We start from the raw sequence: 14,185 nt of genomic DNA on the forward strand, positions 1-14,185 counted from the left end.
GGCCGCGGAGAACAACCCCAGCGTGACCGCTTCCAGGCGCCGGCGGGCCTGCTCGGCCGCATCGATCGCCTCGAGGATCTCCGCCGAGGCCAGGCCGCCGGCCTCGACCTCGGCCAGCGCGGCCAACTGCTCGATGATCACCGCGAACCGCTGCGCCACCGACAACCCCGCCCCCGCCTCCGCCTCAGTGCCGGTGCCAGTGCCGATATCGGTCTCGGTCTCGGTCTCGGTCTCGTGGGGAGGCTCGATCGTCGTCGTCATCGACCCTCTCCCTTCCTCTCCACCAGGCGAGAACTCCGAACCCCCGGGGGGCCGGTGACGCCCGTCCGGGTCAGGCCGTGCGCCTCGGTGCGTGTGCCATTGACCTACCCACACAGTATCGAACACGCGTACGACATGTCGAGGTTTTCCGCGACATTCCGCCAAATCTGTGGACAGCACGGCAACTCAACCCACCTGTGGAAACCGAGGCAAGTGGGTCACGGGTGGGCCTCGGCCAGTACCCCGGTACCAGCGCTCACTCGCGCGGCGGGTGCTCCCCCGACAGCGCCTGGATGACGACGGCCGCGCCGAACAACGCCGCCCCGAGCGGGATCAGGCCCGTCCGGACGATCGTCAGCACCACGCTGAGGACGCGCATGCCGGGCTCCGCACTCGCGTTCACCGCGCCGGCGAGGGCGGTGTACAGGTCGGGCCCGACGGCGACGAGAAACCCGCCCACGACGAACAGGGCCACCGCCCAGCCGACAGACTTCTTCGCGATCGGATATGCACCGTTGGGCCTCCAGCATCGACGGCACCGGTCCCGCCTGTGTATCGCACCGCCCAGCCGGCCGTGGCCCGAATGACCGGACCACGGTTTCGGGGCCGCCTCATGCCCACCGTGCTAGCCATGCCCGTGCCCCCAGGGGAACAGGCCGGCCGCCCAGAGAAGCAGGCCGGCCGTCCAGAGAAACGGGCCGCCCCTCCGGTCGTCGATCGACCGGAGGGGCGGGTTCCCGGTGAGCTCCCTGCGTCAGCACACGCGCGACGTCAGCGAGCGAACCACGTCAGCTCTGTCAGCTCAGCGCGTCGTAGCGCGCCGCAGACCACGGCGCGGCGTCCTCCACCGGCGTCAACGTGACGTCGATGGTGCGCTCACCCCGGGTGACGGCTGTCGGGATCTCGAAGGAGTCCTCCAGCCAGCGGTGGGTCTCGTTGCCCAGTGGCTGGCGCCACAGGCCCACGTCCTGCCCGTTGACCCTCACGTGTGCGGCCTGCAAGGCCTCGCTCTGGTCCGCGAGGCGACGCAGCCGGACGTCGTCGGCACCCGGTTCGATCTCGAGCGTGAACGAGACCTGCGACGCACCGTTCTCGACCCGCTCCGTGAAATCGACGTCGTCGAAGTCGCCCTCGAAGGTCGACGTGAGCGTGCTGACCTCACCGTCCGAGGTGTAGTCGTGCGCCGCCTCGCTCTCGGCGGAGCCCACATCGACCGTGTCGGTCACCTGGAGCGTCGAGTCGCCCTCGTGCCCGTACCAGAACGCGGTCGAGCCGTAGTGCGCCGGTTCGTTCGCCGTCGGACCGTGCTCGATCCCGAACCGGAGGGAGGATCCGAACGCCACCGCGTCACCGATCATCAACCGGTAGGCCGCATCGCACTGGTACTCGCACCCGAAGGAGCGGGTCTCCATCTCCGGCGCACCGTTCATCGGTGCGGAGAAGTGCTGGCGGTTGAAGTACCAGCCGCCCTGGTAGAAGTCCTCCGAGCCGGTGCCGTGGATCTGCGGCGTGCGCGAGCCGTCGACGTACACACGCTCATCACCCTCGAGGTAGTTGCGGATGTTCCCGCTGGTGATGTGTCCCTCCATGGTGTGGTTGACCCCGACGAACTTGCCGGTGCCCTCGACGTCCAGGAAGACCCAGTCCTCGCCGTCGACGGTGTCGCCCTCGTGCGACGTCGCCCGGAAATAGCCCTGTCCACCGTCACTCAGTCCGGCGGCCCGACCGCGGTTGCGGTCGAACGTCACCGACGCGTCACCGGAGGAGAGGGTGTGCTCGGAGGTGTTGACCAGCTCGACCGTGGCGCCCCGCAGGAAGGGCATGGGCCACCACGAGTAGTACGAGCCGTCCTCACCGGTCTCCATCGCATACATCAGTGACTGGACGTCGGCCTCGCCGAGACCGGAGCCGAAGAACTCGCCCACGGGTGCGTCGACCGTCTGCTCGCCGTCGAAACTCATCCGCAGCCGCAGCCCCTGCAGCAGCTCGTCGGAACGGATCACCTCGTCCTCGTCGGAGCGGTCGGGCGGCAGCTGATAGGTCTGCTGCCCCTGCCAGGTCTGCTCGACGATCTCGTAGTCGTGCTCGGCCTCACTGGCTCGCGCCTCGTCCGAGGGCCCGACGTCGAGCTCGTCGGTGCGGACCGGCTCACCACCGACCACCGAGTCGACCCAGTACCGGAACTCGGAGTAGTCGATACCGGCGGAGACGAACTCGTTGCGGACGGTGATCTCGCTCTTGCCGGCCGTGACCGAGGCCGGCAGATCCACCGTCTGGCTGACCCACCCCGTCGAAGGCTCGACCGGATCCCACGTGCCGACCTGCTCGCCGTCGACGTAGACGTTCGCGCGCTGGTCGGTCGAGATGGTGTCGAACCGCCGGGTGAGCTGGACGCCCTCGTTGTCCGGATCGATGGCCACGGTGAACGTCGAGGAGCCGGTGAACGCGCGGCCGTCATCGGTGACGGTCTCACCCACCGGCGAGCCGATGATCTCCGGCAGTCGCAGGCGCAGTTCGTCGACCACGCCAGGTCCATGGGTGTCGAGCAGTCGCACACGCTCGCCGGGAGCGAGGGAGAAGTCGCGGTCCGTGGTGCGCGGGCGGACCGAGGCCGGCTTCGGGTCCTCCTCGCCCCACGTCTGCGCTGCGGCCAGCACGTCCTCCGGAACCTCGGCGGGGTCGAACGTGGAGATTCCCTCCGCCGTCGGGAAGGTGCGGTGCGAGACGTGGTAGAAGAACGGGTTCGACGACGTCGAGATGCGCATCGACTCCCGGTACGGCATGGGCACGCGGATGTAGACGCCGCCCGAGGACTGATCCGCGTTGGCGACGAACGGGTGGACGAACGGCTCCCCCACCGAGCCGTCGACCACGTCCTGCAGCGGAGCCTCGAGCACCGTCTCGCCGTCGAGCTCGATCCGGATGTCACCGGTGGCGGAGACGTTGCCGCCGTCGCGGGTGAACCAGATCGACTGCACCTCGCCGGCGCCGTCGTCCTCGGCGAGGACACAGCCGGAAGCATCCTCACGCAGGCATGAGTAGGTGCCCTCGAAGCCGTCGTTGTTGCCGCCGGTGCGGTCGAAACTGGAGAACTGGTGCGTCTGCACCCCGTTCGTCAGTTCCGGCAGTCGGTCGAGGTGGCGGTAGGTCTCCCACCCCACCGGTCCGACGCCGGGCGGCTGGCCGTCCTCGTGCGGTGTGGCCTGTGCGGCGGCGGCAGTCATGCTGGTGGCCGCGAGCGCAGCCGTCGACGCGACTGCGCCGAGCAGTCGGGATCGTCTGGCGATGCGTGGCAAGGTCACTGCCCTCCCAGTTCGGTGTACAGCTCGGATGCGTTCTCCTGGGTCACGAGTTGGGTCTCGAGGATCTGCTCCTTCTCCACGTCGGCGCACTCGATGAGGATTTGCTCGGCCGTCTCGACCGCCTCCCGGCCGCCGGTCGGGTACACGAAGGTCGCGGACAGTCGGCCCTCCTCGACGGCCTTGATCCCGCCCGAGGGGATGGGAAGCGCGTCGATGCCGATGAAGTCGATCTCGTCCGTGCGGCCGGCGGACTCGGCGGCGAGATAGGCCCCTTCCGCCATCGGGTCGTTGTGGGCGTACACGACGTCGATGTCCGGGTTGGCCTGGTAGATCGCGTCCGCCTGGCTCTGCCCCTCCGCCCGGAGCCAGTTGCCGACCCCTTCGGCGATGATCTCGACGCCGTCGTTGCCGCTGATGCCCTCGGCGAAGCCCTGCGACCGCTCCTGGGCCGGCGTGGAGCCCGGCAACCCCTTGAGCTCGACGACGTTCCCGCCGTCGGGCAGCAATTCTTCGGCCACGTACTCGCCGGCCGCGCGACCGATCTCCGCGTTGTCGGCGCCGATGAACTGGGTGTAGGAGTCACCCTCGATCTTGCGGTCGAGGACGATGACCGGCACCCCCTCGTTGTAGGCACGTTCGACGACGGCGGTCAGCGGGGCGGCCTCGTTCGGGCTGATGATGAGCAGATCGATTCCCTGCGCCAGGAAGTTCTCGACGTCGCTGACCTGTGTGGAGTTGTCCTGGGCCGCGTCGGCGAAGGCCACCTCGAACTGCGGGATGTCCTCGGCGGCCGCGCGGATGTCGTCGTCCATCTGCTGCCGGTACGGCTCCCCGACGTTGGCCTGGCTCATACCGATGAGGTAGTCGCCGTCGGGCCCTTCGCACTCGGCGGCGGTGTCCTCGCCACCCTCGCCGTCGTCGACGCCGGGAGCGTCGGACTCGGTCCCGCACGCCGCCAGCGCAAGGGCGCCGGTGAGCAGGAGGCCGACGCCCGCGCTGCGCCGTCGTGCGGATGTGGCCGGTGTGGTTCGTGCCATGGTGGCGTCTCCTTCGACTATCTCTGTCCGGGGCGGAAGGCCTGAACACCGGCGGCGACGACGATGATCACGCCCTTGATCAGCAACTGAACGTTGGAGTCGATGTTGTTCAGCGCAAGGATGTTGTTGAGGACGCCGAGCAGAACCGCGCCGGCGATGGTCCCGGGAATGGACCCGATCCCGCCCATCAGACTGGTGCCCCCGATGACGACGGCGGCGATGGCGTCCAGCTCGTAGCCGATTCCGTCGTTCGGACTGCCCTGATTGAGCTGGCCGGCGTGGATGATGCCGGCCAGGGCGGAGAGCAGGCCGGCGATCGCGAACACTGCGATCTTGACCCGGCGCGTGTTGATGCCCGAGAGACGGGCCGCGCGCTCGTTGCCGCCGAGGGCGTAGACGTGGCGGGCGAAGACCGTGTGGCGGACCACGAGGACCGCGATGACACCGACGGCGAGAAAGATCAGTGCGGGGATCGGCACCGTGCCGTTGAACGTACGTGAGTTGAGCAGCGCGAAGGCCTCCGGCGCGGTCCCCGGACCGTCCCCGTAGGCGATGGGCACGCCCTGCCCGCCCGACCAGATCCGGGCCAGCCCGCGGGCGATCTGCAGGCCGGCGAGGGTGACGATGAAGGCCTGGATGCCGAACGTCGCGGTGATGAAGCCCTGCACGGCGCCGAAGGCGAGCCCGATCGCCAGCACGATCGCCACCGCCGGCAGGACGCCTAAGCCATTGACCATGAGCAGACTGGCTGAGCCTGTGGCGGCGAGACCGAGCACAGCGCCCACCGAGAGGTCGATGCCACCGACGAGGATCACGAACGTCATCCCGATGGCGATGATCCCGATCTCCGAGGTCGCCCGGATGATGTTCAGCAGGTTCTCCGGGGCGAGGAAGACGACGTCGCCACCACGCCGCGGCGAGAAGATCACGGCCGCGAGGACCACGAGGATCAGCGCCAGGTAGCTCTGCACGGCGAAGACCTTGGCGGGGATCACGAATCGCCGACGGGTGGTCCCCTCGGTCGCCGGCGTCGCTGTCTGAGTCATACCGCCTCCGTCTCTCGCTCGGTGGGCAGGGCAGCGGCGGCGAGGATGGTCTCCTCGTCCGCCTCGGATCGGTCGAAGGTGTCGACGACGCGGCCGCCGCGCAGGACGGCGATGCGGTCGCACAGGCCGACGAGCTCCCCGACCTCGGACGAGGCGACAAGGACGCTGAGGCCGGTCTCGGTGAGGTCCGCGAGCAGGTGGTAGACCTCGGACTTCGCACCGATGTCGACTCCGCGCGTGGGCTCGTCGAGCAGGAGGATCCGCGGTTCGCGGAGCAGGTTGCGGGCGAAGACGACCTTCTGCTGGTTGCCACCGGACAACGTCCCGACGATGGCCTCGCCGGTCGGGGTCTTGATGCTCAGGCGCTCGATCGAGGCCCGGACGGCGCTGCGCTCGCCGCTACGACGGCGCAGGCCGAGGCGGGCGAGTTCACGCAGAGCGCTGAGGACGATGTTGGCACCGACCGACTGCTGCATCACGAGCCCGGCGGCACGGCGGTCCTCCGGGACCAGCCCGATGCCGAGACGGAGCGCTCGCCGCGGGGAGGTCAGGCGGACCGGGCTGCCGTCGATCTCCACCGTGCCGGTGAGTTTCTCGCCCGCGAGACCGTAGAGCGCCTCGAGCAGTTCGGTGCGCCCCGAACCGAGGAGGCCGGCGAGTCCGAGGATCTCTCCGCGGCGGACCTCGAGGTCGATGCCGGCCGGCTCCCGGCGGGGCGAGAGCGGGTCGCGCGGGACCGCCAGACCCCGCACCGTCAGCCGGACGTCCCCAGCGGGCGCGGGTCGTCGCGGGAAGATCTCCTCGACCGACCGGCCGATCATCAGGCGGATGACTTCACTGGGGTCGGCACCGGCGATGTCGACGGTCCCGACGTGCTCACCGTCACGCAGCACGGTCGCGCGGTCCGCGATCTCGGTGATCTCGTCGAGGCGGTGCGAGATGTAGATGACGGCGACGCCCTGCCGGCGCAGCACGGGGAGCAGCGCGAAGAGGGTGCGGACCTCGGCGTCGGACAGGGCCGACGTCGGTTCGTCCATGACGAGGATTCGTGCCTCCAGCCGCAGCGCCTTGGCGATGGCGACCATCTGCTGCTCGCCTACCCGCAGCGACTGGACCTGGGTGTCGGGGTCGATGTCGATCCCCAGATCGGACAGCAGTGCCCCGGCCCGCTCGCGCATGGCGGAACGGTCGGCGAGGCCGATGGCGCGGCGCGGCTCGTCGCCGAGGAAGATGTTCCCGGCCACCGTGCCCTGGGGCACGAGGTCGAGTTCCTGGTGGATCATCGCGACGCCGGCGCGCTGGGCGTCCGCCGGCGAGCTGAATCGATGTTCGGTGCCGTCGACCACGATGCGCCCGGCGTCGGGGACGACGACGCCGGAGAGCACGTTCATCAGGGTCGACTTGCCTGCGCCGTTCTCCCCGAGGAGGGCTAGTACCTCGCCGTCGTGCACGGTGAGGTCCACACCGCGCAGCGCTCGGACCCCGCCGAAGCTCTTGGCGATGCCCTCCATGCGTAACCGCGGTGGTGCGGCCTCGGACACACTGCCTCCACTTCGAGGTCATCGGGCATTCGGACGTACCGGGTCGCTGCCGTCGCGCCGGGTAGTAATCGATTTCCGCGTGAACCGTAGAAGCCTCGCCGGCGCGTGTCAAGGCGCGTCGGGTCCCGTTCCGCCCAGGTCAGGAGATGGGCAGATGGGTCCGGGCCGGCATCCGCGGGCCGCGCCGCGGTTGGCGGAGTCCGGCGAGCTCGACCAGCCGTTGCACGCGGTATCGGTGCGGGCGGAACGGCTCGAGGAGCTCGGCCAGACCGTCGTCGTCGACGTCGAACCGCCCGGTCAGCGCCCAGCCGATGTCCCGGGCGACGTTGTAGTCACCGAAGCTCACGGCGTCCGCGTCCCCGTGGGTGCGCACCCGCGTCTCGGCCGACGTCCACGGGCCGATCCCGGGCAACGACCGCAGCCGCCGGTCCGCCTCGCGGGAGTCGGCATCCGCAGCCCGCTCCAGCGAGGGGGCGACCCGCGCGGCTGAGACGAGCGTGCGTGCCCGCTGTGGGCTGATGCCGAGCCGGAGCCAGGCGTAGGACGGAATGCGGGCGACCGTCTCCGGTGCCGGCGGCACCCACAGCCCCAGATCTCCGCCTGGTCCGGGGGCCCGGTCTCCGTGACCGCGGACCAGCCTCCGGTAGCCCGCGAACGCCTCGGAACCGGTGACCTTCTGTTCGATGATCGCGGGTACGAGTGCGTCCCAGACCATGCCGGTGCGGGCGAGGCGCAGGTGGGCGAACCGGCGAGCCAGCTCCGCGACCACACGATGGTGTCCTGGTTCGAAGGATCGGGTGGCGTCCTCGGCACCGAGGAGCGCGGGCACCTGGGCGACCGCCCAAGCGGCCCCAGCGCCCCAGGCGGCGGCCCGCACGTCGCCTCCGGCGAACTCGACGCGCAGGGTGGCCGCTCCCTCCGGGGTTCGCAGCCCCCGCCACCACACGCCGGCGCCGGTGCGGACAGTCGGGTCGGCCGGGCCGTGTTGAAGCACACCGAGCGTGGGGCCCGGGCGCAACGGCCACCCAGGGGTCCAACGGCGTTGCGCGTCCGCCGGCACGTGGGCCGCCGGCGCTGTCGTGGAGGGCACGCAGCAAGGGTAGGCACGAGGCGTCCACATCCGCGGGGCACAGGGTCCGGGGACACGCACGCCTGGGGCACCGCTTCTCGCGATCACCCCCGACGCCCGGCCGATCCCGACGCCCGGCCGATGTGGGCGCACCGTGCCAGGATCGGACCGTGCTCCTCGCCGACCTCGTCGAGACCCACGCCGCTGTGGCGGCGACACGCTCACGCCTGCGTAAGCGCGAGTTGCTCGCCGAGGCGCTGCGCACCGCTGCCGCCGGCGGGGCCGAGGAGGTGGAGATCGTCGCCTCCTACCTGTCCGGCCGGGTACGGCAACGCCGCACCGGCGTCGGCTGGCGCAGCCTGGCGGAGCTGCCGCCGCCGGCCGACTCCCCCACGCTCACCGCCGCCGGCGTCGACGCGGAGCTGGAGCGGATCTCGGTCCTCTCCGGTGAGGGGTCGCACGCCGCCCGGTCGACCGCCGTCGCCTCGCTCTTCGGCTCGGCCACGGCGCCGGAGCAGGACTACCTGCGCGACCTCGTCGTCGGGGAAATGCGCCAGGGCGCACTGGACTCGCTCCTGCTGGACGCCATCGCTGCCGCGGCAGAGGTACCCGTGACGACGGTGCGCCGCGCAGCGATGTTCAGCGCGCTGTCCGGCCCGATCGCCCAGGCGGCACTGTCCGGCGGCGCGGCTGCGCTCGAGGACTTCCGCCTCGAGGCGGGCCGTCCGATCCGCCCGATGCTCGCCTCCTCCGCGCCGGACGTCGCGGCGGCGATCGACAAGCTCACGGGCTCGGACGTGGACACCGAGCTCGTGGCGGACGCGAAGATCGACGGTATCCGGGTACAGGTGCACCGTCGCGGTGATGACGTCGCGGTCTTCACCCGCTCGCTCGACGACATCACCGACCGGGTCCCGGAGGTCGTCGAGGTGGCGCTCGCCCTGCCGAACGACGTCTTCGTCCTCGACGGCGAGGCCGTCGCTCTCGATGCACAGCAGCGTCCCCGGCCGTTCCAGGAGACCGGGTCACGCACCATGAGCCGGGACGGTGCCGCGCTGCGCAACGAGGTCCCGCTGTCGGTGTTCTTCTTCGACGTGCTCCATCTCGACGGCGACGACCTCATCGATGCGCCCGCGGCAGAACGCTTCGCCGCCCTCGCCCGGGTGGTGCCGCCGGATCTGCAGGTCATCCGCCGGACCTCGAGCGACGCCGAGGAGATCCAGGCGTTCTTCACCGAACTCGTCGCCGGAGGTCATGAAGGGATCGTGCTCAAGGACCTCTCGGCGCGTTACGACGCCGGCCGCCGCGGATCGGCGTGGGTGAAGGTCAAACCGCGTCACACCCTCGATCTCGTCGTGCTCGCCGTCGAGTGGGGCAGCGGACGACGCCGTGGCTGGCTCTCCAACATCCATCTCGGCGCTCGCGACGGTGACGGGTTCGTCATGCTCGGCAAGACGTTCAAAGGGATGACCGACGAGATCCTCGCCTGGCAGACCGAGCGGTTCCTCGAACTGGAGACCCATCGCGAGGGTCACGTGGTCCACCTCCGTCCCGAACAGGTCGTCGAGATCGCGTTCGACGGCCTGCAACGGTCCACCCGATATCCCGGTGGGCTCGCCCTGCGCTTCGCCCGGGTGCTGCGGTACCGCGACGACAAGACTGCCGCGGAGGCGGACACGATTCAGACCGTGCGCTCCCTCGCCGCCCCGAGCTAGGCGATCAGGCCGGCTGGAAGTCCTCAAGCTCGGCGTAGGTGACCCAGCGCTGCGCCGTCGACCCGAGCGGGTGGCAGGCGACCAGCGTCATGAGTTGACCGACGGCGGGCCCGCCGGGGTTGTGCGGGTCGGCCTCGATGACGCGGACCTGGTCGGGCGTGACGATCTCGTACTCGCTGACGGCGTAGGTGTACTCGCCCTCGTCCGTGGTCACGATGATCTCGTCGCCGACCTCGAGCTCGTTGATCCGGTAGAGCGGCTTGGAGTGGAGCGTGCGGTGTCCGGCCAGGGCGAAGTTGCCCTCGGCACCCGGCATCGAGCTGGTCGGGAACCGGCCGAGTCCGAGATTGTCCAGCACGTGGTCGGAGATGCCTTCACTGATGGGGTATTCCTCGTTGCCCCAGCTCGGGACCCGCATGGTGGCGAACGTCTGGCCCTCGCTCACCTCGTCGGGGACGACGACGTCCTCGGACTCCGAGGTCTGAGCGGATGCGTCCCCCTGGGGCTCGAACGGTGTCTCCTCCGTGGTGACAGGGCGATCGATCTGGGCGCTCGTGCGAGCGGCCGGCTCGCTGCGCAGTGCCACCGCCGCGATCCCCGCGGCGACGACCAGGACGACGGCGACGAACGCCGCGAGGATCAGCCGGGTGCGCGGCCGCCCCTCGTGCGTGTGGCTCATGGGTCCCCCTGATGATGCCGGTGACCTCCTCACTATGCCCCGACTCGCGCCGTGCTGCCAGAGGTCGAAAGTGAAAGGTTGGTGACGAAATATCGCCGTCGCACCCCGCCGCGCGGCCCCGCGACGCCCTGACCGGGGGCGTCGTCGGGACGGCCACACGCCGACGCGCCATAACGGACTGGATCCGGCCACCCCGTAGGCTCACCTTCGGCTCTGACGACCACGACCCGGAAGCGGTTAGTTCCACTCATGCACGACGACGTCACTCTGACCCTGGGCCGCGCACGCCGCGTCCTCACCGAACGCATCTGGCCCGCCGTCCACTCCACACCGCGGCCGTTCGAGGTGAGCTCGCACGACCTGCCCGGCGAACCGATCCCACCCGCCGACGCGCTGGCCCTCGACTACCGGCCCTACGAGGTGGGCACCGACTGGGGTGCACCGTGGGGAACGACCTGGTTCCGGCTGCGCGGCACAGTTCCGGCCGAGTGGTCCGGACGGACCGTCGAGGCGGTCATCGACATCGGCTTCGACAAGAACATGCCCGGCTTCCAGTGCGAGGGCCTGCTCTACCGCCCGGACGGCTCGCCGGTGAAGTCGGTGAACCCGCGCAACCGGACGGTCACCATCGCCGAGCAGGCGGCCGGCGGCGAGAACGTCGAGCTGTACCTCGAGGGCGCGGCCAATCCCGTCATCCTCGACTCCCACCCTTTCCTCCCCACACAGGAAGGGGATATCCGCACCTCCTCGACCAAGCCCATCTACGCCACCCGGCGGATGGACCTGGCCGTCTTCGAGCCGGAGGTGCACGCGCTCGCGCTCGACGTCGAGGTCCTCGTCGAACTCGTCGAAGAACTCCCGAGCGGACCGCGCCGCATGCGCATCCTGCAGGCCCTCGACGATGCGCTCGACGTGCTCGACCTGCAGCGCATCGCGGACACGGCGGCACAGGCGCGCTCGGAGTTGACCGAGGTGCTCGCCTCCAAGGCGGAGCCGAGTGCGCACGTCATCTCCGCCGTCGGCCATGCCCACATCGACTCCGCCTGGCTCTGGCCGATCCGCGAGACGATCCGCAAGGTCGCGCGCACCACCGCGTCGATCACCGATCTCATCGACCGCACCGACGACTTCGTCTACGGCATGTCCTCGGCTCAGCAGTACGCCTGGATCAAGGAGCACCGGCCGGAGGTCTACGCCCGGGTCAAGGAGGCGGTGGCCGCCGGCCGCTTCCTGCCGTTGGGCGGCATGTGGGTCGAGTCCGACACGGTGATGCCGACCGGCGAGGCGATGGTGCGGCAGTTCTCCCAGGGACAGCGGTTCTTCGAGCGTGAGTTCGGCATCCGCCCCAAGGGTGTGTGGCTGCCGGACTCGTTCGGCTACTCCCCCGCGCTGCCGCAGCTCATGCGCCGGGCCGGGTTCGAGTGGTTCTTCACCCAGAAGATCTCCTGGAACCAGGTCAACGTCTTCCCACATCACACGTTCCTGTGGGAGGGCATCGACGGGTCCCGGGTCTTCACCCACTTCCCACCGATGGACACCTACAACTCGCAGCTCTCCGGCGAGGAGGTCGCCAAGGCCACCCGCCAGTTCCGCGAGTCCCGCCGGGCCACCGGGTCGATCGCCCCGGTCGGGTGGGGCGACGGCGGTGGCGGCACCACCCGCGAGATGGTCGGCAAGGCGGAACGGCTCGCCGACCTCGAGGGCAGCGCGAAGGTGCGGTGGGAGCACCCGGACGAATTCTACGCCCGCACCCGTGCGGAGCTCTCCTCACCACCCGTGTGGGCCGGTGAGCTCTACCTCGAGCTCCACCGCGCGACGCTGACCTCTCAGCACAAGACCAAGCAGGGCAACCGCCGCAGCGAGCACCTGCTCATCGAGGCCGAGGCGTGGTGCGCCACCGCTGCCGCGACCGCCGGCTTCGACTATCCCTACGACGAGCTCGACGAGCTGTGGCAGCGGGTGCTCCTGCACCAGTTCCACGACATCCTGCCGGGCACCTCGATCGCCTGGGTGCACCGCGAGGCGGTGGCCGTCTACGAAGAGATCCGCTCCCGTACCGAGGCCGTCATCGCGCGTGCCCTCGCCGCGCTGGTCGGTGAGGGTGAGCAGGAGATCCGGGCCAACCCGGCGCCGGTGGCGCGCGGCGGCGTGAACGGGCTCTCCGCCCGGCCGGCGACGGACCTGCCCGAGCCCACCCCTGTGCACCTGCAGGAGACCGATGCCGGTTACGTGCTGGACAACGGCTTCGTGACGATCACGATCTCGCGCGAGGGGCACGTGACGTCCGCCGTCGACCGCATCAGCGGCCGGGACGCGATCGCTCCGGGCCGGGAGGCCGGTGTCCTCCAGCTGCACCAGGACTTCCCGAACAAGTGGGACGCCTGGGACGTGGACAGCTTCTACCGGAACAACGTCACGGACCTGCGTGAGGTCACCGGGATCTCCGCCACCGTGCGTGACGACGGCGCGGCTGCGGTCACCGTCTCCCGCGCCTTCGGTGACTCGAGTCTCGAGCAGGTGATCTCGCTCGAGCCCGGCTCGCGCACGCTGCGGTTCGCGCAGACCACCGACTGGCACGAGGCGGAGAAGTTCCTCAAGGTCGCGTTCCCGCTCGACGTGCGGGCCGAGCACACCGCGGCCGAGACCCAGTTCGGCCACCAGAAGCGGGTCACCCACACGAACACCTCGTGGGAGGCGGCGAAGTTCGAGACGTCGATGCATCGTTACGTCCTCGCCGAGGAGCCGGGCTTCGGCGTCGCGCTGGTCAACGACTCGGTGTACGGGTACGACGTCACCCGCGACGTGGACGACACCGGCCACGACACCAGGGTCAGCACCACGGTCCGGCTCTCCCTCCTGCGGGCCCCGCGGTTCCCCGACCCGGAGACGGACCAGGGCACCCAGACGGTCACGTACGGTCTCGTCGTCGGAGCCGACGTGGCCGACGCCACCCGGGCGGGTCTTGAAATGAACCTCGCGGAGCGGAGGGTCACGGGCGGGCACGGCTTCGATCCGCTCGTCAAGCTCCGGCCCGATTCCGGTCCGGGCGAACTGGTGATCTCCTCCGTCAAGCTGGCGGACGACCGTTCCGGTGACCTGGTGGTGCGCGTGTACGAGGCGCTCGGGGCCCGGGCCACCGGCACTCTCGCCGTCGGCGTCCCGGTCTCCGCCGCCCGCACGGTCAGCCTCATCGAGGACGACCTCGACGGCGCCGATCTCCCGGTCGAGGACGGGACGCTCGAACTCGCACTGGAACCGTTCGAGGTTCGCACGCTGCGGCTCGCCCGCGCCTGACCAGCTCCGCAGGCAACGAGGTTGCAGAATCCGTCGAAAAGTCGACGGATTCTGCAACCTCGTTCGTCACCCGGGCGTGGACTCGGGCCGGACGACCACGACGCCCGCCCTCGCGGCGAGTGGGAGGCGGTCGAGCCCGGGCAAGGCACGAAGTCACTCGCTGACGGTGGCCAGATCGCCGAGGCCGCCCCCGGCAGCCAGGACGCCGAGCGGCGCGCGACGCCCCGCCCCGGCGCACCCG

At 70.2% G+C, this 14,185-nt stretch carries 9 protein-coding genes and 1 pseudogene; 2 read left to right on the top strand and 8 right to left on the bottom strand.

What is annotated here, in order from left to right; genetic code table 11:
* The 7 genes and pseudogenes from ACFSE6_RS17015 to ACFSE6_RS17045 form a co-directional block, all read right to left on the bottom strand.
* Nucleotides 1–261 (bottom strand): annotated as a pseudogene (locus ACFSE6_RS17015) (hypothetical protein); the annotation flags it as partial.
* A gap of 256 nt (nt 262–517) precedes the next feature.
* A complete protein-coding gene (locus ACFSE6_RS17020) occupies nt 518–736 on the bottom strand; it encodes a hypothetical protein (RefSeq protein WP_388010068.1) in 219 nt (72 codons plus the stop codon).
* A gap of 322 nt (nt 737–1,058) precedes the next feature.
* The gene (locus ACFSE6_RS17025; RefSeq protein WP_388010071.1) at nt 1,059–3,485 is read right to left on the bottom strand and encodes a glycoside hydrolase family 172 protein; all 2,427 of its coding nucleotides are present in this window, start codon (nt 3,483–3,485) and stop codon (nt 1,059–1,061) included.
* A 74-nt stretch (nt 3,486–3,559) separates the two neighbouring features.
* Entirely contained in the window at nt 3,560–4,600 is a 1,041-nt protein-coding gene (locus ACFSE6_RS17030; protein ID WP_388010074.1) for a substrate-binding domain-containing protein, read from the bottom strand.
* A 17-nt stretch (nt 4,601–4,617) separates the two neighbouring features.
* Nucleotides 4,618–5,646, bottom strand: a complete 1,029-nt coding sequence (locus tag ACFSE6_RS17035) for an ABC transporter permease (protein ID WP_388010077.1) — start codon at nt 5,644–5,646, stop codon at nt 4,618–4,620.
* The gene (locus ACFSE6_RS17040) at nt 5,643–7,187 is read right to left on the bottom strand and encodes a sugar ABC transporter ATP-binding protein (RefSeq protein ID WP_388010080.1); all 1,545 of its coding nucleotides are present in this window, start codon (nt 7,185–7,187) and stop codon (nt 5,643–5,645) included. The genes ACFSE6_RS17035 and ACFSE6_RS17040 overlap by 4 nt, the downstream gene beginning before the upstream one ends.
* A 139-nt stretch (nt 7,188–7,326) precedes the next feature.
* Entirely contained in the window at nt 7,327–8,277 is a 951-nt protein-coding gene (locus ACFSE6_RS17045) for a DNA-3-methyladenine glycosylase family protein (RefSeq protein WP_388010083.1), read from the bottom strand.
* 149 nt (nt 8,278–8,426) lie between these two features.
* Here ACFSE6_RS17045 and ACFSE6_RS17050 point away from each other — a divergent pair, with 149 nt between their 5' ends.
* The gene (locus ACFSE6_RS17050) at nt 8,427–9,971 is read left to right on the top strand and encodes an ATP-dependent DNA ligase (protein WP_388010086.1); all 1,545 of its coding nucleotides are present in this window, start codon (nt 8,427–8,429) and stop codon (nt 9,969–9,971) included.
* 4 nt (nt 9,972–9,975) lie between these two features.
* Here the strand turns inward: ACFSE6_RS17050 and ACFSE6_RS17055 are convergent, their stop codons facing one another.
* Complete coding sequence (locus ACFSE6_RS17055; protein WP_388010089.1) at nt 9,976–10,650, bottom strand: sortase; 675 nt, start codon at nt 10,648–10,650, stop codon at nt 9,976–9,978.
* A 249-nt stretch (nt 10,651–10,899) separates the two neighbouring features.
* On the opposite strand from ACFSE6_RS17055, the gene ACFSE6_RS17060 reads away from it, so the two are divergent.
* The gene (locus tag ACFSE6_RS17060; RefSeq protein ID WP_388010092.1) at nt 10,900–13,944 is read left to right on the top strand and encodes an alpha-mannosidase; all 3,045 of its coding nucleotides are present in this window, start codon (nt 10,900–10,902) and stop codon (nt 13,942–13,944) included.
* Nucleotides 13,945–14,185 lie beyond the last annotated feature (241 nt).

This window comes from Georgenia deserti, from assembly GCF_042680605.1.
Taxonomy (GTDB): domain Bacteria; phylum Actinomycetota; class Actinomycetes; order Actinomycetales; family Actinomycetaceae; genus Allobogoriella; species Allobogoriella deserti.